Raw genomic sequence first — 21,232 nt, 5'->3', positions numbered from 1 at the left:
CTTAGGCTTTAAGTAGATTTTCCATTTTCATAGATCATGTCCAAGGATCTGATCTTTCATCCCAAGTAATTGCGTTAAAATTATTCTCAGATATAGAAATGCTGTCGCAAAGACCAGATAGTAAACATTCATCTGAGCAATGAGTTAATTCTGAAATTTTCATATATTTTCCACAGTTTTCACAATATTGACCCATATCTCATTTCACCAAACTTAGATTTCTCCTAGTCTAGTATGAATAGAAAAAGAGTATAAAATAATCCATAATTTTCATTTCTGAGAATAAATATCATTTATGATAACAGAATCATAACCAGAATAGATCCAACTTATAAGATCATAAAGCTTTGGCTTCTATAAGTTGGATTCAAAGACAATAAAATCGCAGCAGCATCCACCAAAAAAAGAAAAAACACGTAGTGTAACTTATCGCTTACCAATAAAATTAGTTGAAGAGATAGAAGCCGAAGCAAACAATCACAACATATCACATAATGTAATGGCAAGACAAATTTTAGAAAAATATGTCCAGTGGGACAGATATACAGAAAAAATAGGAGTTATTCCAGTACCAAAGAAAATTTTAGATATTTTTGGAGCAGAAATGAGTTCTGAAGATATCAATGAAATTATCAATGTAATAAAGCCCGTAATCAAAGACACAGTCTTATTTATCAAAGGAAGGTATGATTTGAAAAGATGTATTGAAACATTAGAGGACTATATGCGTGCATCAGGAATGAAATCAGATCATAGAATAGAAGGCAACATACATCATTTTGTCATTCAACATGAGCTTGGAAGTAATTGGTCAATTTTCACTGAACAATTACTACAAGAAATTTTTCATGAATTTTTACCAGATACAAAAATGAAATCACAGACAACAGAATCTACTGTTGTGGTATCTATTTCATTAGGCAGTGAATTCAGTGAACATGATTATTAGAAAATTAGAAGAAGATTAGTTGGTGTTAAAAACTACATCAACAGTGATCTTTCCATCATAGAATCGTGTATTGGCTTCTTTAATTTTGCTCTTATACAAAAAGAGTCTTTTCCCTTCTTCAGTAATTACACCCGAAGTACGAACCATATGGGAGTCATGAAGTTGCTGTATTCTCCTATATACGGTACTTAGTGGGATATTTTTTTCTCGAGATATTTCAATTGCAGATTTTGAAGAATTCATTATAGATTCTAAGATTAATCTACAATATTTGTCAGATAAGATTTCAAGAAAAACTTCTTTTCTTTCTAGATCTTCAATTTTTAATTGATTTAGGATTTGCATATTGTTACTAGATGATTTTGAGTTATAATGAGTGAGAAGACAACTATGTGCACTGCAAGACAAATATCATAACAATGGAATCTAAATATCTGATTGGGTACTTTGATCAGCTTTGAGTCCTTTGTATCGATTTCTAATGGTAACTTCAGTCACCCCTGCAGCTTCTGCAAGATCTCGTTGAGTAATCGAGACTCCATTATGAACGCATGACAAGTATAATGCAGTAGCTGCCAGTCCCATAGGATCTTTTCCAGCAGATTCTTTACGTTCTTGCGCATCTTTTAGAACTTTAACTGCATAGCGTTTAGTTTTCTCAGAAATATCGAGTTTACTTGAAATTCTTGCAATACATTGAATGGAATCCACGACAGGCATTTTTAATTCCAATTCATGGTGCAATAATCTATAGCATCTTGCAATATCTTTTCGCTTTACATTGGCAGCATCAGCAATATCTTTTAGAGTTCGTGGAGTTTCAGTATCTCTGCATGCAGCATAAAGTGAAGCTGCAATCATTGCTGCAATAGAGCGTCCACGGACAAGTTTTTTCTCCAATGCTTTTCTGTAAATGTATGATGCTTTCTCAAGAACATTAGCAGGAATTGCAACCTTGTCTTTTAATTTATTTAAATCACTGAGTGCTTGTCGGAGATTTCGGTCTATGGGTTCATGAACTTGACTTCTACTATCCCAAGTTCTGAGTCGTTCAATGGTACTTTTCATGGATGTAGAAAGTGGCTTTCCTGATGCGTCTTTGTTGATAGGATTGATGACAGTAGACAATCCCATATCATGAATCATCAATGATGATGGAGCACCAGTTCTTGCAGGATCTGCACCACCATCTTTTGAAAATGATCTCCACTCAGGTCCTGAATCTTGTGATGTCTCAGAAATTACAAAACCACATTTAGAACAAAATCTTTCTCCTGTAACATCGTCTGTAAGTAAAGAATTTTTTCCGCAACGCAAACAAAGAGAATTTTGGCTTGAAGTTACCATCTAAACTAACCTTAAGCTTGTGCTCTTTTTAGAGAAATCTCAATTGATGAAACATCTCGATTTCTACCATCTTGAGATACTAATGATTCTGAACCAATTTTAACATCGCCAATTACAAATGCAGGTTTTGTTTTCTGCAATACTATTTGAGCGACATCTACTGCATGAGCAATAGTCATTCCTCTGGCTTTAATCGTGATTATTGGCATTGTGGCTAATTGAATAATTGCAGAGGTGACATAAGTCATCAATGGTTTTTTTCCAATGAAAATCGTATCTTTAGAACTGTTTGACATATTGAAATCGTATTGGCGCATAATTTAAACTGAGTATATACAACTAGTCGCAAATGCTGTTAAAAAAGAAAAAAAGATTTTTGATATACTTGGAAATAATTTAGTTCAAAATTAATTAAACGAAACTAGTCTAAATTCATCAACTACGATGTTTTGGCAAACATTCTCGGCAATAGACTGGTCTGTCCGCTTTTGGTTCAAAAGGAACTTCAGATTCTTTGCCGCAGTCAGAACATGTACATTTGTACATTTTTCTATCTTCGGACATATCTTAATTGACTTTCTCAACTATAAGAACGGTAGGTATTCTGAGAAAATCACAAACCATTGAAATTGTCAAAATTTATGCAATTACAGAAATTTCAGGACTAGACATTCCCCCATAACCAGGATCAATTTTCTGTTTAGGGTTAAGTGAAGTGTCATGATGACATGCTTTGTTGCAAACAGGGCAGAATTTTCTATCAAGAACAATACATTGACAAATATGATTTTTCACATATGCTTGAGCTGCATTATTCCATTCACCTGTCCCATTACAATACACACAAGTGTTTGGGCCAGAGGAGCCAACTCCTTTACAAAAATCACATACGTCTTCGGTCATACCTGTTATTACCGATACAAACTAATTTTTGAATCAATATATTTGAAGAGATTAAAGCATTTCACCTAAAAAAATAGATTGACGAAAATCAAATAAACCCTTTAAAACATACAAAATATAGAAATTATTATGAAACAAAAGACAGCATCACGAAGCATCAAAATCTTAGTTGCCAAGTTAGGTCTTGATGGTCATGATAGAGGGGCTTTAGTATTATGCAGAGCATTCAGAGATGCAGGAATGGAGGTAATATATTCAGGATTATTTGCAACGCCAGAAAGAATTGCACAGATTGCAGAAGATGAAGATGTTGATGCGGTTGCAATGAGTTTGCTAAATGGTGCACATGGAACTCTTTTCCCAAGAGTGGTAAAGGCATTAAAAAAGAAAGGAATTAACGACGTCCTAATAGTTGGCGGAGGAGTAATTCCAGACATTGATCATAAGGATCTGATAAAATCAGGAGTTGACCATGTATTTGGCCCAGGAACACCATTACCGACAATAATCAATCACATTACAAGCGGCGTATCTAAATTAAGAAAAATATAAGAAAAAAAGATTATTCTGTGGAATCAGGCCACATCATTTTACGCATTTCTTTACCAACTTTTTCAATTTGGTGTCCGTCATATTCTTTCATGTATTTGTCAAATGCATCTTTGCCGTTTTTCTGATATTCAGAAATCCACTCGTTGTTGAATGTACCATCTTGAATCATGGTAAGAACTTTTTTCATGTTTTCTTTATTTGCAGAATCCATTACCATTGGACCACGTGTCAGACCACCATATCTTGCAGTTTCACTTACACGTCTCCACATACCATTTATCCCATATCTCTGAATCATGTCTACGATGAGTTTGAGTTCATGTAAAACTTCAAAGTATGCAATTTCAGGTTGATATCCTGCTTCAACTAGAGTCTCAAATGCATTTGTAACCATAGAAGCTGCACCACCACAAAGGTCGGCTTGTTCACCAAACCAATCAGTTTCTACTTCCTCTTTGAAAGCAGTCTTGATCAATCCAGCTCTTGCACTTCCAATTGCTTTTGCAATTCCTAATGTTCGATCCCAAGCTTTTCCTGTAAAATCTTGTTCAACTGCAACAATTGCAGGAGTTCCAAAATTATCAAGATATGTTTCTCTAACTTTTGAACCAGGTCCTTTTGGGGCAACCATGATTAGATCAACATTACTTGGAGCTTCAATCCATTTCCAATAGATTGCAGCTGCATGAGAAAATGACAATGCTTTTCCTTCTGAAAGATTGGGTCCGATTTCATCCTTGTATACTTGCCCTTGAATCATATCTGGAATCAAAATATGTATAATGTCACCTTGTTTTGTTGCGTCTGCAACTGACATTACTTTGTGACCATCAGCTTCTGCCTTTTTCCAGCTGTTACCGCCTTCTTTTAGACCAATTATCACATTCAGACCAGAGTCTTTCATGTTGTTAGCTTGTGCATCACCTTGGATTCCATAACCGATTACAGCGACAGTTTGATCTTTTATTGGATCAAGGCTGATTTCGTTATCCTTCCATGTTTTTGCCATGAATTTTTTAAGAATGCTGCAAATATTAACTATGAAATTTAGATTTCAATTATTTTGTCACATGAACGACATTTTACAGTAACCTTTTCTCCAGGTAGCCTGACAAATCTCTTTGAACCGCATTTGGGACAAATTGGACAGGCTCGAATAGGTTCCATTAATGTTTGGTAGGATCGGTATCAGATATAGAAATTACTGCTAATCTATTTTTTGCATTAATTTTTGTCAGTAAATCATAAACTGCATTTGGGACAAAATCTTTCCAGGTTTCATCAGAAATAATCATTGATCGAATTCTCGTTGCATTGTATTGAGTTCTATCTAAAAATTTAGGAGTTACAACATCAATACCTGAATCTGCAAGTAACATTGAGACATAGTCATTTCCACTAAACACTTTATCAAAATGAGGTAATGCAGATTTTAGATATGATGCCCAAGTAGCCACATTGAATTGATTTTCAATAGACACGACAAAGCATCGAGTCAAATCCAAAGAAGATTCCTTTAGAGAATTATGAATCATCTCGATTCGTTCACCTGCAGTAAAAGGATCTTTTTCTAAATAATTAAACTGACCACTAGTTATAGCAATTATTAATTCATCACACTCATCAAGGATTTGATTTGCCAAATCCAAATGCCCTAAATGAAAAGGCTGAAACCTCCCCATCATTAATCCACGCATAAGTAATAATTTAATTGGATTTTATTAAATCAGTCTATTGAATTGTGCCGCTACCAAGAATTCTAATTGTGGGAGATTCAGGTTTTAGAATTACTGCGATTTGACCTTTTTTGCATGCAATTGGTTTTTCAAATGTTAGTTTAAGGGGTGAGATGGATGTAAATTTTGCAGCTTTAATTTGCAATCCAACATTTACTAAGCATCCTTGATTTTCTGAAATTTCACTTTTGTAAAAAGGACTCTTTGTAAAATCAAGTTCAATCTCAGTTTTTACATCTACTGCGCCTTCTTTCGAAATTATATCTCCACGTCCTACCTCATCAGGCTTGGCACCCTTTACTGCAAGTCCTACTCTAGCAGGGCAAACAGATTCATCCACAGGATCATCATGCATTTGTATTGATTTAATCAGAACATCAATTTCTGCAGGATATAATTTCAAGTTATCATATTGTTTTATTTTTCCATGTGTCACTTTACCCAAAATTACAGTCCCCACACCCTTTACATCAAAACAATGATCAATTACCATCTCAGAAGGATCATCATTTGATAATGGTTCTAGTTTATCCATTGTTTCTTTAATTTTATCTTGATCAACTTTAGTGTAATTTTCAACCACAGTGCCTTTGATCATGGTATTTAATTTTGATTCATCAACATCAAATGTATGAGATAAAATACCTTTTTCTTTTTTTAGAGAATCTAATGCAATGATTTGCTCCCCAGTGAATTTATCTAATTTATCCACTAATAGTATAACATATTCTGCTAAATTGATTGCTTGAAATAATGGCTGAATTTTTTCTGGAAATCCACTAGGAGTAACCCAGGTTTTGATTACGTCAGATTCTTTTCTGTCATAAAGAGACAAATCAGTTACAGTTCCTTTTTTTCCAAATTCAGCTGCAATATCTTGCTTGCCTAAAACTACAAAGTTCACAGATAACACCATCAGTGTTGAATGAAAAATTTAGGTTAATGTAGGTTTTTGTAATACTTATTGAATATCAACAAAGCATATTTGATATGAAATTGGGAATAAAAATTGTCATAGTTGGAATCATAGCAATTCTAGCCCAGGCACTAGGTGTTTTTCTATTATGACAAGATTATTTTGTGATTATACTCAATTACATGCCTAAATGCCAGAAAATAGACATTTTTTAAGAAATTTACAAAATAAGTCAGTTATTATAGGAAATAAAATAAACAATAGTGGTCATATTTTTGGTTTTAGAAATTCTCAATGCAGATAGTGTTTGCAGACGTTGTGGACAAAAATCCATGTTATCAGATAATGTTACAGGAGAAAGATTTTGTTCTAAATGCGGTTTTGTAATTTCTGAGACATTACAAGATTCAGGACCTGAGTGGAGATCATTTTCAAAAGATGGGGGTGCAGATCCAACTAGAACTGGAGCTCCAACATCACTTGCTATGCATGATAGAGGACTTGCAACAATTATCAGTCCTATGAATAAAGACGCATCAGGAAAGCCACTTTCATCATCCATGAAAAGTACCATTGAACGACTCAGAACTTGGGATAGTAGAAGTAAAGTAAATGCATCTGCCGATAAAAATCTAAGACAAGCACTAAGTCAGTTATCAACATTAAAAGACAAATTATCACTTTCAGATTCAGTAATTGAAAAAGCATCATACATTTACAGAAAAGCATTGGAGAAAGGTCTAGTGAGAGGTCGTTCCATTTCAGCACTCATAGCTGCTGCACTATATGCTGCATGTAGAGATACTGAAACTCCACGAACTCTAAAAGATGTTGCAGATGCAGGAAACATAAAGAAAAAAGATATTTCACGATGTTATAGAATCCTACATCAAGAACTAGAGCTAAAAATGCCAGTAGTTAATCCAGTTCAGTGTATTGCAAGAATTTCAAGTAAACTCGATATTTCTGAGAAAACTAAACGCTATGCAGCCAAGGTTCTACAAATTGCTCAAGATCATGAGGAATCTGCTGGAAAAGATCCTATGGGACTGGCAGCAGCTGCATTGTACCTTTCATGTGTAAAAAATGGGGAAGATAGAACTCAAAGAGACATAGCAGAAGCCTCAAATGTAACTGAAGTGACCATTAGAAATAGATACAAAGGACTCAGATTAGACCAAGATACGGAGATATAGTAAAGAAATAACCAAAAAGATATGACAGAAACCAAGCCAGTAATAGCAATCGTAAATGTAGTAGCATCTGCAACAATTGAGCAGAAATTAGATCTTGTAGACATAACAAAAAAATTCCCCGATGTAGAATATCATCCAGAGCAATTCCCAGGAGCAGTATTCAGACTGAAAACTCCACGAACAGCAACATTACTTTTTGGCTCAGGAAAAATGGTATGTACTGGTGCAAAATCAGAAGAGATGGCAATCAAGGCAGTGAACATTGTTGTTCAGAATTTAAGAAAAGGGAAAATTAAAATTAAAAATGAACCCATAGTTACAATTCAAAACATCGTTTCATCAATTAATCTTGGAGGCAAAGTGAATTTGGAACAAGCAGCTAGAACACTTCCAAGAAGCATGTACGAACCAGAACAATTCCCCGGATTGATTCACAGAATGCTTGATCCAAAAACAGTAATTCTAATTTTTGCATCAGGTAAACTTGTATGTGTTGGTGCAAGAATTGAAAAAGATATCCATCGTTCTGTCAATCAAATTCATAATTTGCTTGAAGAGAAAAATTTAATGGTTTACGATTAGTATTTTTAATTAAAAATTATTAAATATGTTCTAATCAATTATTTTGATTTTGTAAAGCATTCACATCCACAGTCGAACATTCCAGCTTTTCCCATGCATTGATCATGATGTTTGTTGTAGCATTTGTTGCAAGTAAGCATTATGCTGAAACCTTTTTGGTGTGAGTCTTTTCATGAAGTAATACTTTAGAAAATGTATCGGAGTTTCCTTCCCAATTAAAATTACAAACTCTGCATTGATATTTCATTTCAGTTTAGCCTCTTTCTTTTTTTCAGATTCTGTAAATGCATTTACATCATCTGAAGGTTTGGTCTTAGAAGATCCAATTTTTAATTTTTCAAGTATTTTTTTAAACATACTCTAACTAGTTTACCCTAGATATATACCGGCTTTATTTCTAAATTTTGTGCCCAATTACCTATAGGTTTCTTGTAAATTCTATAAATTCAGGCACATTTCCACACATAATCAAAAATTATCTAAATAGATTATTCAAAATCATATTTCTTGTTTCTAACACGGGTATTCAAAAAGATCATCAGTGTCATCATGTGTTTCATCTAGAACATGTAAGTGATATAAAATGGATTTGTTACTTTGAGAGAAAATACGAGTCTTCATAATAAGTTATGAATAATATTTTTCTATTAAAGAATAACGTACGAATCATACTACACCTAGACGTTCAGGAAATTAAGGAAATAATTTTAGCACTGCAGCGTAACTTGCAAATCTATGATTTTTTGGTTTAACTAATTTTTGATGATATTTACTGATTGGTTTTCCAATAGCACCGTTAAGACCCAATGGACCTTTAACATATTTTTCATTATCTGCCCAAGTAAGCACTTCATCAGAAGGTGCATAATGATTTACAATTTTTTTATTCACAATTCTTTGAAGAATTTTTCCATATTTTTTTGATGATGGTACATCTTCAGTAATTGATGCACCAAAAAAATAAACACCTTCAACCAATCCCATATTTTGTTTCTTTTTTGATAGATATTCCAAGGTACTCAATATTACTTGTGAGCCTAATGAATGGCCCATCAATCGAATTTTTGTTTTAGGGCTTGATTTCTTAAAGTCTTCAATAAACAGGCCAAGGTTTCGTCCATTTTTCTTTGCAATGGTTTGTCCAACCGCAAGTGAATGTTTTGCATGTTTAATCAAATGAGCACCTGTCGTGTTTGAATCATAACTAAACCCAATTACAGGATAAGAATAACCTAATTTGTGTAAGCGGTTTTTTGCCAGTAATACTTTTGCTATAGCTCCCGCATTATCATTTCTCAAACCATGAATCATAATTGTGATTTCTTTAGAATTTATCAATTTTCTAAAATCAGGTTTTGGATAAAAATAATAGGAATTATTTTTGAGAGTTTTCCCGTTAGAAAGATCATAGTAGCCCCTAGTAGAAATTCTAGGAACGGACCTCATTTCTTAAAGGATCCTAACTGTTGCTTATGCTTTATAATATCAGATTCCTCTACTTTGACAAACAAAGGGGATGCATCACCTAAAACATGTCCTGCAGGCACAGCAAATTTAGAAATATCTTCCCAGGATGAATCTACAACATTGCCAGAGAGTCCTAACTGTGTCCAGATTTTTTGTGCAGATTCAGGAAGAAATGGGAAAAGAGCAATGGCAATACTTTTTGCAGCATTAACTGAAAGATAAACACAGTTTGCAGTTCCAGGTCCTTTTTTCCATGGTTCTTTATGCTGAAAATAGGTGTTAAAAAAAGATGAAAACTCCATTATTTTCTTCAAAGCCCTATCAAGATGATTTTGTTCTAATAGAGAACCAAGTTCTAAATCAAGATTTTTTATTTTTTCTTCTGCTTCAGTATCTTTTTCATCAAAGGAATCAATATCTGGTACTTTTCCATCAAATGCTTTTTTGGTGAATCCCAATGCACGATTTACAAAGTTTCCAAGATTTCCAATCAATTCAGAATTTATTCTAGTTGTAAAGTCATCCCAATCAAAATTCAAATCATCCTGAGAATAAGGATTAATGGATACAAGGTAATATCTAAGATAGTCTGCAGGGTAAAATTCTAAAAAGTCTTTTAATCCAATATACCAATTTCTGCTTTTAGAGATTTTCTTTCCTTGTAAAGTAAGATGTCCTCTTGTTGGGATATAGTCGGGAAGTTTGTATTCTCTATCAATCCCCAATCGCATTGCAGGTAAAAAAAGATAATGATGATACACAATATCCTTTCCAATAAAGTGATAGATATCAGCAGAATTCCAAAACTCTTTTCCATCAATACCTTTATCGTTTAGAAATTTCAATGCAGTTGAAATGTATGCAAGATGATTGTCAAACCAACCATAGAATACTTTGTCTTTTGCACCATCTAACGGAACTGGAACACCCCAAGTAATATCACGTGTAATATCCCAGTCAATCAATCCAGATTTAATCCAGTTTTGAACATATTTTTTAACATCTTTTTGAAGATGTTCATTTTCTTCGAGCCATTTTGATAAAGAGTCACCAAAGTTTTTGAGCTTGAAAAAATAGTGCATAGTTTTTTCTTTTGTTGGAACTTGTCCACAGAGAGAACATTTAGGATCAGTAATCTCTTCAGGAACACGACCACAACTCTCACAAAGATCAGAGTATTGGTCTTCAGCATTACAATGAGGACATGAGCCTTTAACATATCTGTCTGGTAGGAATTTCTGGTCATTATTACAATAGAATTGAATTATTTCCTTCTCATAAATATGCCCAGCATCATTAAGTTTTTTGAAAACATCTTGAACAAATGCAATGTTTTCTGGTGAACTGGTCTTGTAAAAATAATCAAATTCAATGTTAAATGCTGAAAAATCATCATAATCTCGCTTATTCCAATGAGCGACATAATCTGCAGGAGTCTTACCTTCTTTCTCAGATTGAATTAAGATAGGGGTTCCAAAATCATCAGATGCACAAACATAGTATGCCTCCACTCCGTTTAGTTTTAGAAATCTAGTTGTAACATCTGCAGGAAGATATGTTGATGCAACATGACCCAAATGGATTTCACCATTTGCATAGGGTAATGCACTTGTTATGATGGCTTTGCTATTCATTAATACTTGAGAAGAACGATATTGAGGTTAAGAAGTTTTACCAGCTGTTTGCGTATTTTACTTGTTCAGGAGTAAGTTTATCAATTTTAACACCCATTGCAGCAAGAGCATCAACTGCTACTTGTTTATCAATCTCTTCAGGAACATTGATAATTTTATTTTCCATTTTTTGATGGTTTTTAAGAATATACAAAACAGACAAAATTTGATTTGAAAATGATTGCGCCATAACTTCTGGTGGATGTCCTTCGGCTGCCACCAAGTTTGCAAGTCTGCCCTCACCAATTAGATAAACAATTTTACCGTTTTTCAAAGTACATTCGTCAAGACTTGGTCTTACCTGCTTTACAGATTTGGACTGTTTTAACAAGAATTTACTATCAATTTCAACATCAAAGTGACCTACATTACCCATGATTGCACCATTTTTCATTTGGAGTATGTGCTCTTTTCTAATCACACTAGTCATTCCAGTACATGTGACAAACATATCACCAATCTTTGTAGCTTGAGACATTGGCATTACTTCAAATCCATCCATATGAGCTTCAAGTGCTTTTATCGGATCAATCTCAGTAACTATAACTTTAGAACCCATACCTTGGAATCTTGATGCAACACCACGACCGACCCAACCATATCCGATTACAACTACACGTTTTGAAGCCATGAGTAAATTCATAGCTCTTAGATAACCATCAATGGTACTCTGTCCAGTCCCATATCTATTATCAAACATGTGTTTTGTGTATGCCTCATTTACTAAAATTACAGGATAACGAAGTTTGCCTTGATTTTCTACAGCTCTAATTCTAGTAACACCAGCAGTGGTTTCTTCAGTGGCACCTAGAATTTTCATTGTATTGAATCTTTTATCAAAATGAGCTTTGATGTTCATGTCTGCGCCATCGTCAGTTAAAATTGTGGGTTTGTGCTTCAAAACTTGATCGATACACCAATCATAATCTTTTACAGATTGACCATGCCATGCATAAACATGAATTCCCTGAGAGGCTAAAAATGCTGCAATATCATCTTGTGTTGTTAATGGATTACCACCACAGCAAGCAACAGTTGCACCAAGTTCTTTTGCGCCCATTAGTAATACAGAGGTCTCTTTTGTAATATGCAAACAAAATCCAAGGGTTACACCCTTTAGTGGTTTTGATTTTTTAAATCTGTTAATAGTATTATCGAGAATTTGCATATGAGATCTAGCCCATTCATAAGATAATTTTCCCTCTTTGATCAATTTAGAACTAGATTTTACTTTACTCAATAATCAAAGCCTTATGGCACACTATAAAATTCTATCATGCGAATCTAAATAAATGACAAAAATGTCAGAATATCATTGACTTGGAAAAAGATTGCTGAAAAAGGCGAAGTTGCATCAGGAAAAGGAAAAGCCTTCAAAATAGAAGGGAAACAAATTGCAATCTTTAATCAGGATGGATATCATGCAATTGATGATCTTTGTGTTCATCAAGATGGCTCGATTGCACCAGGTAAACTAGATGGAGATATTGTAGAATGCCCATTACATTTCTGGCATTATAATATCAAAACAGGGCAGCTTACTGACTATCTAAAAGAGGTCAAACTAGAAACATACAAGGTTGAGGTAAGAGACGACGGCATCTATGTAGATGTCTAGAAAAATCAGCATTATATCGTAAATTGAAAAAATAGCATCAGTTTTGAAAGATTAGATAAAAAAAGTCCATTTTGGAACCAAGTTTTTACCATTAATTCCTCTAGGATTTAATGTCAATAAACCACAGAAGGGTATTGAATAGCAAAATAATCCTTCCAATATTGTTGGGCATTGTAGCCATAGGATTTATGCAATTTACATTTGCTGAGGAGTTAGAAGGCGTGACATTTGTTGCTGTAGATGAAGAGAAATTCAAGCAACCCCAATCAAAACATAGTTATCAACAATTGATAATTTCAGGATTTATCGAGGATTATAGTAGAGGATCACTAATCACATTTGTAATTATTTCACCAGACGAATCTCAAATTGAAATTAGCACATATGCTGCAAGAAATGGTGAGATTTACATGCCATACCACATCACAGATGATTCAGAAATAGGAATTCATCAATTAATTCTGATATACCATGATGAGGAAATTGCTTCAACATCATTTGAAATTTTAGATAATCAATAAAGAGAAGGGTAAATTTCCCTTCCCTCGTGTTAGGTATGGGTTTTGTAGGGCACAGATTTTTCTGTGATTTTTAAACAATAATTTAGTATAAGGAATAATGTATGTTCAAAATGAACTGATTTTCCTTCAATTTAAGGAGAATTTTTATCCTCAGAAATAATCAAAACTAATTATTGAATCAAGATATTATTAATGAAATTAAAAATCAAGATTATGCTTCAATTACGCAAACATTTGAAAAGTTTCTATCAGATGAAATAGAAAAAAATCATGCAAAGGGCGTAATTCTAGGTCTAAGTGGAGGAATCGATTCTGCAGTTTTAACTTATTTGTGTAAAAGGCAAATCAAAGAAAAAACTGTTGCATTAATTATGCCAGATACTTCAATCACACCAAAATCTGAAACAGATGATGCCCTCAAAATGATTTCACTTACGGGAATTGAATACAAGTTAATTGACATCAAGCCAATTGTTAATGAATATTCAATGTATCTGGAACCAAATGATTGGGCAAAGGGCAATCTACGTGCAAGAATTAGAACAAATATTTTGTATTACTATGCAAATTCCAAAAATTACCTTGTTTTAGGTTCTAGTGATAAAAGCGAATACCTAATGGGGTATTTTACGAAATACGGAGATGGTGCATCAGATATCACACCAATTATTTCACTCTACAAACTACAGGTAAGAGAAATTGCAAAATATCTTGGAGTTCCAGAAAACGTAATTTCAAAAAAGAGCAGTCCGCATTTGTGGAAAGATCATGCTGCAGAAGAAGAATTAGGATCAACATATGAAGAAATTGATTCCATATTGTATTGTTTATTTGAAAAGAAAAAAACAATTGATGAAACTGCAGAATTAACCCAAATTGAGAAATCAGTTGTAGAAAAGATTTACCAATTATATCTAAACAGTGAACATAAAAGATTGCCTTCACAAAAACCCAATAGAGATTAAGGAATGAAAATTCAAGATACATTACTGAACTCACAACAAGAATTAGACATTTCTAAAAAGATCAGAATATATCTTTGCGGTGTTACAGTTTATGATGAATCACATATTGGTCATGCAAGAACAGTTATAGTTTTTGATGTGTTAAGAAAATATTTAGAAAGCAAAAATGTTGAAATCCAATTCATTCAAAATTTCACAGATGTGGATGATAAAATTGTCAATCGTGCAAATTCAGAAAACACCACAGCTAAAAAAATCAGTACAAAATACATTGAAAATTATTTTAAAGATTTTGATGGATTAAATGTAAAGCATGCAACAAATTATCCAAAGGCAACAGAACATATTGGAGATATTGTAGAATTTATCAAAAAACTAATTGAAAAAGAAATCGCATATGTTACAAAAAATGGCGTGTATTTTGCAGTATCAAAATTTCCAGAGTATGGAAAACTATCAAAGAAAAAAATAGATGAACTCCAATCAGGTGCAAGAATAGAAGTAGATGAAGCTAAAAATGATCCATTGGATTTTGCCGTATGGAAATTATCAGATAAAGAGCCTCTTTGGGACAGTCCATGGGGCAAAGGTCGTCCAGGATGGCATATAGAATGCTCTGCAATGAGTATAAAGTATCTAGGAGAAAATTTTGACATTCATGGTGGTGGGCGCGATTTAATTTTCCCACATCATGAAAACGAAATAGCACAATCCGAATCATGTACGGGTTCACAATTTGCAAAGATATGGATGCATGTTGGCATGGTAACAATCAATGGTGAAAAAATGTCAAAGTCGCTTGGAAATATCAAATCAATCAAGCATGTACTTGAAAACTGGGGTTCAAACATTATCAGACTATTTTGTCTTTCAGGACACTATTCAAAACCAATTGACTACTCTGAAGAATTACTAAAAGAGAATCTCATCAAATGGAGACAAGTAGAAACTTGCTATTATGAATTGATTCATGCAAATAGTGAAAATAATCAAAAAGTCAATTCAATAATTGAAAAGACAAGTAAAGATTTTGATAACGCATTAGATGGTGATCTCAACACACATCTAGCATTATCTGCATTTTTTCAACTAGTAAAAGAGACTAACAGAATGGCAGCTGAGGAAATACTAGGTAAAGACGATGCACACACTATCAAAAATGAACTTGAAAGAATGCTTGGAATTTTAGGATTGCAAATTCCAGAAATGACTAAAGAAAAAAGACAAGAAATCGATAATTTAATTTTATCCAGAGAGACATTTAGAAAAGAAAAACGATTTGAAGAGGCTGATAAAATTCGAGATAAATTAAATGAAATGAATGTGGAATTAATTGATCATAAAGAAAAGACAATTTGGATGAAAAAAGAAAAGATCAAAGCTGAGAATAAAAAATAAAAAAGATAGTAATTAAGGAATAACCATTGCTAGTTTGTCCTCAATTCTATCATAGTATCCGTTTAGTTCCATTGCAGGGACATAAAATGTTGCAGAGACTATATCTCCAACACCCACATCACAATCAGAAACAACAACGGAATGTCCAAAAGTGGACTCTCCAACACAACCGTAGTCAGTTACTGCAATTACTGTGACATCTTCAGTTACTAGGGTTGGAATTATGTTCCAAGGAGTAATAGTCAAAACTAGTATGACTGAAGTGGCAACAGCAAAGATTGCTAGAAACTTTAGCTGTGGTGTTTTTTTGTTTGTTGTTTGTTGCATTTCTCCTCACTACTACTAGGCGTTTCTAAGATATAACCTAGAGCCAAATATTTTACTAGTGCTAACAATATTTTTAAAAGTCCATGAAATTAAACATTGCAATCACAATCTTTTTTTTGCAAAATCTTCACTTGTTTTTTTATAGAATCAACAAAAACATTTTGGATAGAAGTCCCAGTTGCTTTTCTTTTATCAAGCGGGCTTTTATGAGAATAACCTCTAGAAACCATTTCTTTGACTAGTTCTTCATGCCTAAGATACATCGCTTTCAATTTTCCTTTCCAACGAATTGTCTCAGGATGCATTGAATATCCTTTTTTCTTTTCAGTTATTACAACCCACATTGCATGTAATTCACGATGTTCTCCAAGTAGATGATTTCTACACAAGTATCTAGGTGAAATATCCCATATTCTCATTGTAAAGTATTCCAAAGTAGTTTTAGAGAAGTAATCTTAATTGTATTCATGAATAAGTTTTGTAAAGATTGCATTTATTTTTTTAGTATGTAAAAAAATTATTTATTAACTTTAAAAGAAATTTAAAATGATTATTTTTTAGGGTTTCTAGGAATTTTAAATTTTTTAATTAATAACATGTTAAAAAATAATTAAAAGCTCAAGCTAATTTTGTAAGTGTATGCCTGAAAAAATTAGTTCAGTCTAATTAGTTTCATCTAATTTTCATAGTGTTTATTACAATTAAACAATAATTAAATTTATGAATGCATGGAATAAATTTTGGAATTGGTATGAAAATAAAATACTTGGCAGTGTAATCTTAATTGCAATTATTCAATTCATTCAAGTTCCACATATGATATGGAATGCAGACATAATGCTAGAAGCAGGTATTGTATCAAGAGTTCATCCAGTAATTGATTGGTTCTTGTATGGAGTGGATTTAATCGAAATAGTTTCTATTATCAATGTTGGGATGATAATGTTTGCTCTAATTAAAAAGCGAAGACTAAAGAAAAATCAGATGGGCGCTATTGAAAAATAATTTTCATTGTTTTGCTTGCCAGATAACACGTTGAGGAAAAGGAATTTCAATACCAGCATTATCTAGAGCTTTTTTTGCAACTTTTAGTAAATGTGGACCCACCTGATCCCAGTCATCCCTAGGATGCCAAACCAAAATTTCAATATTCACACTGGAATCAGCTAACTCTTTAATTCTAAATTCAGGTTTAGGCAATATTAAAACAAAAGACATAGATTTGCGAATTTGCTTCTCCATGACTGAAATTGCACCATCAATGTCTTCCTTGTAAGCAATTCCAATAATTGCCTCAGATCTTCTAACGGGAGTAGATGAAAGAGAACGAATGTTAGATGTAAAAAATACCTCATTGGGAACTCTAATAATAGTGCCATCGAATCTCCTTACACGAACTGAGAAAGTACTGATGTCCAATAATGTCCCAGACACATCAGCTCCTGGGATCTCAATTTTATCTCCTTGTTTAACAGGTTTTTCTATCATCAAGAAAATACCTGAAATTAAATTTGAAACAACAGACTGTGTTGCAAATCCAATTACAATTCCGAATATTCCACCTGCAACAAGTAATCCTGAAAAATCAACACCAGTAGTAGATGTAAAAACTAAAAATGCCAATATTATAATTCCAAAATAAATTAATTTACCAAGGTTTTTTGCGGAATCCTGTGGAAGTTTAGGTGCATAGTATTTTGTAAATAATAATCTAAAAGTTCTTGCAATAATTATTCCAACCCCCATAATTATTCCACCGATAAGTAGTGAAAGTAGAGTCAAACCGCCAATGATTTCTATCGCATCTAAATTTTGTAAAAATTCAAACACCATTATTCAATACCCATATCCACGCGTTTAATATTTTCAACTTTTTCAAATGTTGGAGATTTTATCCAATCAGTTTGAACTGGTTGAGGAGTAACATCAAGAATTTCAAGAGTAAGTTTTTTCTTTAATACAACTCTTAACGAATCAAACATTGCTTTTGAATTTTTATAATATACAGAGACATCATTTGCTGCAAAAACAATTTTAGATATTGTCAATCCTTTATCTAAATCATTTTTAAGATCAACTTTTAAAATTCCATCAACATATGCGGTTGAATCATCATATGAATCGACTATTTCTGAGGGAGCATATTTACAAAGAGTTCCAGATTCAGGAGAGCCATATAGGCAAAATCGGGCATTTAATGGCTCACAATCAACCCAATCTAAGGAATCCTTGTGTCCATCATGAATTAGAAATATTCCAATTTCAACTGGACATCTAACAAAAACACTTGCTGCAGAACCTTCAGATAAAAAAATAGGAGTTTCAAAATCCAAATACATATGAGAAGCTCTTCGAGCAGGATAATTTAATGGCCTAATCGGCGATATTTCAATAGTAAGTTCAGAGGAGGAGACAGGAATAACTTTTTTGAGAAGATTGTCTTCAGAATCTTTTCGAATATATGAATAAACATGTTCGCCGATTTTTTCAATTTTTATTGTGATACCAAGAAATGAAAATTCAGATTTTTCTTGGATTGTATAAGTTCCATAAGATGAAAAATCATTTTCTGAATCACTCATAATTAATAATTACTAAAATCCTGCATTTAATCTCTATCATCAAAACAATGGATTAATATTAATTTCAATTGGATTTGAAAATATTACTTTAATTCTAAAGTAATAGCCATACTGCCAAAATTCTCATTAATTCTAAAAAAATTGAATAAAAAATAAAGAATCTATCCCAAATTTAATGGGATAGAACCACTACCAAAGGATTCCATGATTCTAAAGTAATAGTCTTTTCCGGAATCATATTCAAATGTAGTTCCTCCTCCACCAATATTTGGTCCAAAGAACATATTGAACATTTTAGTCTCCCTAGGCTTGATTACGACTTGGCCATTGGTAAAATCCATTCCAGAATATTTGTAATCCACATCACCATTGGTAACATCATAGTTGCATATTGCAGGTCCAGTACAAAAGAGAGACTCAGTTTGAGTACCAGTATTTTCAACTAAGATACGAAGTCGCAGCATTGCTTGACCAGAAGATGTAATTTCAAAATTATTTCCTTCAGTCTCAAATCCAGGCCAATAGAAAATAACAGACCCAACTGGAATTGGTTGAGAAATCAGTTTGTAATTATATGCAATAAGGTTATGCTTTGCAGATCTTTCACAGTTTAGTCTATCATATGCTTTTTTGATTTCAGAGCATTTTTCTAATTCAGATTCTAATGCAGCTAAGTTAGAATCACTACTTTTTGGTTTTTCAGATACCATTTTGATAGTCTCAGTGTTTGAAGGAACTGAAATTAAGCCAGTCTTTATCAAATGCTGAATACCATTTACAAATTCACCATCAGAGATTGTGCCATCTGCCCACCATCCTGCATTGTTCTTCACCCAAGAAGGAACACCCTCTGATGATTCAGATGAGACTGTTGTTGGAGGAACTACAATAATTCCATCTTTAATGAGAAATTCAATGCCTGAAATAAATTCAGATTCGACTATTGTGCCATCTGCCCACCATCCTGCATTGTTCTTCACCCAAGAAGGAACACCCTCTGCATAGGCAAAAGATGCTGTAGAAGCCACAACCAATATTGCGGTGATTGTAGTTAATGCGATTTTCATTATTCAATGTATAGCAGAATGTTATTTAAACTAGTGCTAAAGTTGAATCTAGTGCTAAAAATTAAAAATACTCAGATAATGTTTTTTGGAACAATAATTTTGAAATATTTCCATGTGATAACCATTCGGATTTGCTAATACTCATTTTATTTGATGCAATTGCTAAAGCACAATCAAAACTATCTGAAAGGACAGGGTTTTGTTTCATTGCCTCACGTATGCCTTCTCTAACTTGCCATACACCCACTGGGATTGCATATTCAGGTCTTATTTCTCGTAAGATTATAACTCCAGATTGAATTTGATTTTTTACTAGATATTCTAAAACTCCAAGTTTGGCTGCAAAATAGGCACCAGCTATTGCTGGAGGATGATCAATTCCTCTTGCATCTTCATAATCAGAACCAAATCCCAATACACCATTTGAATACCACGCCTCAATCATTTCATATATCCATCGATGAGGGAATAAAATAATAGTGAAAACATTTCCCAAGTGCTCAAAGAAGAAAACCCTGTTGGCGTCAATAAGATCATAATCCAAAATTTCATCAACAAGTGATTTTGAAATTATGTCATCAGTTGCAGTAATGCTCCATTTAGTTGGAACCAGTTTTCTTTTTTGGCCAAGCATGCCAATACTAAAACATTTTTGAATCTTTGAAATTTCAATTCCAGAATTATATAGATTCAGTACAGCATCTTGTGCTTTCAAATCTTTATCATAGTAAGTTTTTTCAATAGATTTTTCAGAAGTTGTTCCAGAGAATTTTGCAGAATTGATAACTCCAACTGGACCAAAAGGTGCACTTTCGCCATCAAGTGAAATATTAGAAGAAGTAGATTTTTCAAATATCAAATCAGTGTCAATAGGTTTTGAAGACATTGCAACCTCCTGAAGGTTTTCAATGTATTTTCCTTCAGTTTGGTCAATGGGGATTTTTTGGATTCCACGAACTAAATTTAATCTAAAATTTACAATATCTTCTAAGGATTTTCCTTTCCATCGTTCAGGGCTATCAAGTAAGCTAGTATCACCATGGATTGGTGGAACCATTGGACCGACAAAGACTTTGGGGTAATTGTATGAACCTACAAAGACAGATGGAGGACTGGTTCCACTTATTGAATCAGATGAAAAAAGATTACCATGTTTTGAAAGCGTTTCATGCCACTTGGCTAAAATTGCACGTCTAATATCTTGAGAATTTGATGGCAATGAAAATTATGCTCAAAATGAGCCTATTAATCTGCCTGATTCAGATATATGACTATTTGTTAATTAAGTTATTCAGGATCTTCTTGTTCCCGTTCACGTCCACAATGTGGGCAGATGGTCTGATTTTGCCATAACTCCTTCCCACAATTTCTGCAAGACTCAGGTTTCATAATGCACATATCACAGGATTGGATTTAAGAACTTCTAAATTATT

General features: G+C 33.3%; 28 protein-coding genes. 9 read left to right on the top strand and 19 right to left on the bottom strand.

The genetic code is table 11. The features are described 5' to 3' along the window. Window positions 1-34: 34 nt before the first annotated feature. Window positions 35-196, bottom strand: coding sequence for a hypothetical protein (locus ACW9W3_RS09060; RefSeq protein WP_457765820.1), 162 nt, complete (start codon window positions 194-196; stop codon window positions 35-37). Window positions 197-361: 165 nt separating this feature from the next. On the opposite strand from ACW9W3_RS09060, the gene ACW9W3_RS09055 reads away from it, so the two are divergent. Then, the gene (locus tag ACW9W3_RS09055; RefSeq protein ID WP_457765819.1) at window positions 362-949 is read left to right on the top strand and encodes a hypothetical protein; all 588 of its coding nucleotides are present in this window, start codon (window positions 362-364) and stop codon (window positions 947-949) included. Window positions 950-964: 15 nt separating this feature from the next. Here ACW9W3_RS09055 and ACW9W3_RS09050 read toward each other — a convergent pair whose 3' ends face one another. The 5 genes from ACW9W3_RS09050 to ACW9W3_RS09030 all read right to left on the bottom strand — a co-directional run bounded on the left by ACW9W3_RS09050 (window position 965) and on the right by ACW9W3_RS09030 (window position 3,199). Further along, a complete protein-coding gene (locus tag ACW9W3_RS09050) occupies window positions 965-1,294 on the bottom strand; it encodes an ArsR family transcriptional regulator (RefSeq protein WP_457765818.1) in 330 nt (109 codons plus the stop codon). Between the two features lie 81 nt (window positions 1,295-1,375). Then, the gene (locus ACW9W3_RS09045; protein ID WP_457765817.1) at window positions 1,376-2,296 is read right to left on the bottom strand and encodes a transcription initiation factor IIB; all 921 of its coding nucleotides are present in this window, start codon (window positions 2,294-2,296) and stop codon (window positions 1,376-1,378) included. Window positions 2,297-2,307: 11 nt separating this feature from the next. After that, window positions 2,308-2,592, bottom strand: coding sequence for a DNA-binding protein (locus tag ACW9W3_RS09040; RefSeq protein ID WP_457765816.1), 285 nt, complete (start codon window positions 2,590-2,592; stop codon window positions 2,308-2,310). Window positions 2,593-2,731: 139 nt separating this feature from the next. Continuing rightward, a complete protein-coding gene (locus ACW9W3_RS09035; RefSeq protein WP_457765815.1) occupies window positions 2,732-2,860 on the bottom strand; it encodes a CxxC-x17-CxxC domain-containing protein in 129 nt (42 codons plus the stop codon). A 75-nt stretch (window positions 2,861-2,935) separates the two neighbouring features. Then, complete coding sequence (locus ACW9W3_RS09030; RefSeq protein WP_048116023.1) at window positions 2,936-3,199, bottom strand: hypothetical protein; 264 nt, start codon at window positions 3,197-3,199, stop codon at window positions 2,936-2,938. Window positions 3,200-3,328: 129 nt separating this feature from the next. Here ACW9W3_RS09030 and ACW9W3_RS09025 point away from each other — a divergent pair, with 129 nt between their 5' ends. Next, a complete protein-coding gene (locus ACW9W3_RS09025; RefSeq protein WP_457765814.1) occupies window positions 3,329-3,751 on the top strand; it encodes a cobalamin B12-binding domain-containing protein in 423 nt (140 codons plus the stop codon). Window positions 3,752-3,761: 10 nt separating this feature from the next. Here ACW9W3_RS09025 and ilvC read toward each other — a convergent pair whose 3' ends face one another. From ilvC to ACW9W3_RS09010, 3 genes are all read right to left on the bottom strand, one after another. After that, window positions 3,762-4,784: a ketol-acid reductoisomerase gene (ilvC, locus tag ACW9W3_RS09020; RefSeq protein WP_257719710.1), complete on the bottom strand. Its 1,023-nt coding sequence runs from the start codon at window positions 4,782-4,784 to the stop codon at window positions 3,762-3,764. A 133-nt stretch (window positions 4,785-4,917) separates the two neighbouring features. Beyond that, window positions 4,918-5,448 carry a nicotinamide-nucleotide adenylyltransferase gene (locus tag ACW9W3_RS09015; RefSeq protein WP_457765813.1) on the bottom strand — a complete coding sequence of 177 codons (531 nt, stop codon included), beginning with the start codon at window positions 5,446-5,448 and terminating at the stop codon, window positions 4,918-4,920. Between the two features lie 34 nt (window positions 5,449-5,482). Then, the gene (locus ACW9W3_RS09010) at window positions 5,483-6,403 is read right to left on the bottom strand and encodes an EF-Tu/IF-2/RF-3 family GTPase (protein WP_457765812.1); all 921 of its coding nucleotides are present in this window, start codon (window positions 6,401-6,403) and stop codon (window positions 5,483-5,485) included. 275 nt (window positions 6,404-6,678) lie between these two features. Between ACW9W3_RS09010 and ACW9W3_RS09005 the strand changes: the two genes are divergently transcribed. Beyond that, a complete protein-coding gene (locus ACW9W3_RS09005; protein WP_457765811.1) occupies window positions 6,679-7,599 on the top strand; it encodes a transcription initiation factor IIB in 921 nt (306 codons plus the stop codon). A gap of 21 nt (window positions 7,600-7,620) precedes the next feature. Beyond that, window positions 7,621-8,181 (top strand): TATA-box-binding protein, encoded by a 561-nt coding sequence (locus ACW9W3_RS09000; protein ID WP_457765810.1) that lies wholly within the window; start codon window positions 7,621-7,623, stop codon window positions 8,179-8,181. A 693-nt stretch (window positions 8,182-8,874) separates the two neighbouring features. On the opposite strand, the gene ACW9W3_RS08995 is transcribed toward ACW9W3_RS09000, so the two are convergent. Genes ACW9W3_RS08995 through ACW9W3_RS08985 form a run of 3 tightly spaced genes read right to left on the bottom strand, consistent with a single transcriptional unit; the run spans window position 8,875 to window position 12,561 of the window. Then, window positions 8,875-9,627 (bottom strand): DUF726 domain-containing protein, encoded by a 753-nt coding sequence (locus ACW9W3_RS08995; RefSeq protein ID WP_457765809.1) that lies wholly within the window; start codon window positions 9,625-9,627, stop codon window positions 8,875-8,877. After that, the gene (metG, locus tag ACW9W3_RS08990) at window positions 9,624-11,282 is read right to left on the bottom strand and encodes a methionine--tRNA ligase (RefSeq protein WP_457765808.1); all 1,659 of its coding nucleotides are present in this window, start codon (window positions 11,280-11,282) and stop codon (window positions 9,624-9,626) included. Before metG ends, ACW9W3_RS08995 begins: the two co-directional genes overlap by 4 nt. A gap of 37 nt (window positions 11,283-11,319) precedes the next feature. Continuing rightward, complete coding sequence (locus ACW9W3_RS08985; protein ID WP_457765807.1) at window positions 11,320-12,561, bottom strand: adenosylhomocysteinase; 1,242 nt, start codon at window positions 12,559-12,561, stop codon at window positions 11,320-11,322. A gap of 75 nt (window positions 12,562-12,636) precedes the next feature. Between ACW9W3_RS08985 and ACW9W3_RS08980 the strand changes: the two genes are divergently transcribed. The 4 genes from ACW9W3_RS08980 (at window position 12,637) to cysS (ending at window position 15,823) form a co-directional block, all read left to right on the top strand. Beyond that, window positions 12,637-12,939 carry a Rieske (2Fe-2S) protein gene (locus tag ACW9W3_RS08980; protein WP_457765806.1) on the top strand — a complete coding sequence of 101 codons (303 nt, stop codon included), beginning with the start codon at window positions 12,637-12,639 and terminating at the stop codon, window positions 12,937-12,939. Window positions 12,940-13,073: 134 nt separating this feature from the next. Further along, window positions 13,074-13,460, top strand: a complete 387-nt coding sequence (locus ACW9W3_RS08975; protein ID WP_457765805.1) for a hypothetical protein — start codon at window positions 13,074-13,076, stop codon at window positions 13,458-13,460. 173 nt (window positions 13,461-13,633) lie between these two features. Next, window positions 13,634-14,425: an NAD+ synthase gene (locus ACW9W3_RS08970; protein WP_457765804.1), complete on the top strand. Its 792-nt coding sequence runs from the start codon at window positions 13,634-13,636 to the stop codon at window positions 14,423-14,425. Between the two features lie 3 nt (window positions 14,426-14,428). Beyond that, window positions 14,429-15,823: a cysteine--tRNA ligase gene (gene cysS / locus ACW9W3_RS08965; protein WP_457765803.1), complete on the top strand. Its 1,395-nt coding sequence runs from the start codon at window positions 14,429-14,431 to the stop codon at window positions 15,821-15,823. Between the two features lie 12 nt (window positions 15,824-15,835). Here cysS and ACW9W3_RS08960 read toward each other — a convergent pair whose 3' ends face one another. Then, on the bottom strand, window positions 15,836-16,150 hold the full coding sequence (locus ACW9W3_RS08960) for a hypothetical protein (RefSeq protein ID WP_457765802.1): 315 nt from the start codon (window positions 16,148-16,150) through the stop codon (window positions 15,836-15,838). 89 nt (window positions 16,151-16,239) lie between these two features. Continuing rightward, window positions 16,240-16,569 carry a pyrimidine dimer DNA glycosylase/endonuclease V gene (locus ACW9W3_RS08955; protein ID WP_457765801.1) on the bottom strand — a complete coding sequence of 110 codons (330 nt, stop codon included), beginning with the start codon at window positions 16,567-16,569 and terminating at the stop codon, window positions 16,240-16,242. 301 nt (window positions 16,570-16,870) lie between these two features. On the opposite strand from ACW9W3_RS08955, the gene ACW9W3_RS08950 reads away from it, so the two are divergent. Next, window positions 16,871-17,155 carry a hypothetical protein gene (locus tag ACW9W3_RS08950; protein WP_457765800.1) on the top strand — a complete coding sequence of 95 codons (285 nt, stop codon included), beginning with the start codon at window positions 16,871-16,873 and terminating at the stop codon, window positions 17,153-17,155. 3 nt (window positions 17,156-17,158) lie between these two features. Here the strand turns inward: ACW9W3_RS08950 and ACW9W3_RS08945 are convergent, their stop codons facing one another. The 5 genes from ACW9W3_RS08945 to ACW9W3_RS08925 all read right to left on the bottom strand — a co-directional run bounded on the left by ACW9W3_RS08945 (window position 17,159) and on the right by ACW9W3_RS08925 (window position 21,188). Continuing rightward, complete coding sequence (locus ACW9W3_RS08945; protein ID WP_457765799.1) at window positions 17,159-17,983, bottom strand: mechanosensitive ion channel family protein; 825 nt, start codon at window positions 17,981-17,983, stop codon at window positions 17,159-17,161. Further along, a complete protein-coding gene (locus tag ACW9W3_RS08940; RefSeq protein ID WP_457765798.1) occupies window positions 17,983-18,732 on the bottom strand; it encodes a DUF432 domain-containing protein in 750 nt (249 codons plus the stop codon). The genes ACW9W3_RS08945 and ACW9W3_RS08940 overlap by 1 nt, the downstream gene beginning before the upstream one ends. Window positions 18,733-18,893: 161 nt before the next feature. Further along, window positions 18,894-19,799, bottom strand: a complete 906-nt coding sequence (locus ACW9W3_RS08935) for a peptidase (protein ID WP_457765797.1) — start codon at window positions 19,797-19,799, stop codon at window positions 18,894-18,896. 61 nt (window positions 19,800-19,860) lie between these two features. Continuing rightward, window positions 19,861-21,018 carry a hypothetical protein gene (locus tag ACW9W3_RS08930; protein ID WP_457765796.1) on the bottom strand — a complete coding sequence of 386 codons (1,158 nt, stop codon included), beginning with the start codon at window positions 21,016-21,018 and terminating at the stop codon, window positions 19,861-19,863. Window positions 21,019-21,086: 68 nt separating this feature from the next. Beyond that, entirely contained in the window at window positions 21,087-21,188 is a 102-nt protein-coding gene (locus ACW9W3_RS08925) for a zinc-ribbon domain-containing protein (protein WP_457765795.1), read from the bottom strand. Window positions 21,189-21,232: the final 44 nt, after the last annotated feature.

The sequence above is a fragment of the Candidatus Nitrosopumilus sp. bin_68KS genome, from assembly GCF_054095825.1.
Note: the sequence above shows the minus strand (reverse complement) of the source record. Positions and strands in the feature narration are given on the sequence as shown.

Coding starts and splice junctions, on each gene's coding strand:
- ACW9W3_RS09010 (WP_457765812.1), bottom strand. CDS start 6,403: ATGGTGTTATCTGTGAACTTTGTAGTTTTAGGCAAGCAAGATATTGCA.
- ACW9W3_RS08995 (WP_457765809.1), bottom strand. CDS start 9,627: ATGAGGTCCGTTCCTAGAATTTCTACTAGGGGCTACTATGATCTTTCT.
- ACW9W3_RS09030 (WP_048116023.1), bottom strand. CDS start 3,199: ATGACCGAAGACGTATGTGATTTTTGTAAAGGAGTTGGCTCCTCTGGC.
- ACW9W3_RS08935 (WP_457765797.1), bottom strand. CDS start 19,799: ATGAAAATCGCATTAACTACAATCACCGCAATATTGGTTGTGGCTTCT.
- ACW9W3_RS08955 (WP_457765801.1), bottom strand. CDS start 16,569: ATGAGAATATGGGATATTTCACCTAGATACTTGTGTAGAAATCATCTA.
- ACW9W3_RS09015 (WP_457765813.1), bottom strand. CDS start 5,448: ATGCGTGGATTAATGATGGGGAGGTTTCAGCCTTTTCATTTAGGGCAT.
- ACW9W3_RS09025 (WP_457765814.1), top strand. CDS start 3,329: ATGAAACAAAAGACAGCATCACGAAGCATCAAAATCTTAGTTGCCAAG.
- ACW9W3_RS09035 (WP_457765815.1), bottom strand. CDS start 2,860: ATGTCCGAAGATAGAAAAATGTACAAATGTACATGTTCTGACTGCGGC.
- ACW9W3_RS09050 (WP_457765818.1), bottom strand. CDS start 1,294: ATGCAAATCCTAAATCAATTAAAAATTGAAGATCTAGAAAGAAAAGAA.
- ACW9W3_RS08950 (WP_457765800.1), top strand. CDS start 16,871: ATGAATGCATGGAATAAATTTTGGAATTGGTATGAAAATAAAATACTT.
- ACW9W3_RS08945 (WP_457765799.1), bottom strand. CDS start 17,983: ATGGTGTTTGAATTTTTACAAAATTTAGATGCGATAGAAATCATTGGC.
- ACW9W3_RS08960 (WP_457765802.1), bottom strand. CDS start 16,150: ATGCAACAAACAACAAACAAAAAAACACCACAGCTAAAGTTTCTAGCA.
- ACW9W3_RS09000 (WP_457765810.1), top strand. CDS start 7,621: ATGACAGAAACCAAGCCAGTAATAGCAATCGTAAATGTAGTAGCATCT.
- ACW9W3_RS08940 (WP_457765798.1), bottom strand. CDS start 18,732: ATGAGTGATTCAGAAAATGATTTTTCATCTTATGGAACTTATACAATC.
- metG (WP_457765808.1), bottom strand. CDS start 11,282: ATGAATAGCAAAGCCATCATAACAAGTGCATTACCCTATGCAAATGGT.
- ACW9W3_RS09060 (WP_457765820.1), bottom strand. CDS start 196: ATGGGTCAATATTGTGAAAACTGTGGAAAATATATGAAAATTTCAGAA.
- ACW9W3_RS09045 (WP_457765817.1), bottom strand. CDS start 2,296: ATGGTAACTTCAAGCCAAAATTCTCTTTGTTTGCGTTGCGGAAAAAAT.
- ACW9W3_RS08925 (WP_457765795.1), bottom strand. CDS start 21,188: ATGAAACCTGAGTCTTGCAGAAATTGTGGGAAGGAGTTATGGCAAAAT.
- cysS (WP_457765803.1), top strand. CDS start 14,429: ATGAAAATTCAAGATACATTACTGAACTCACAACAAGAATTAGACATT.
- ACW9W3_RS09040 (WP_457765816.1), bottom strand. CDS start 2,592: ATGTCAAACAGTTCTAAAGATACGATTTTCATTGGAAAAAAACCATTG.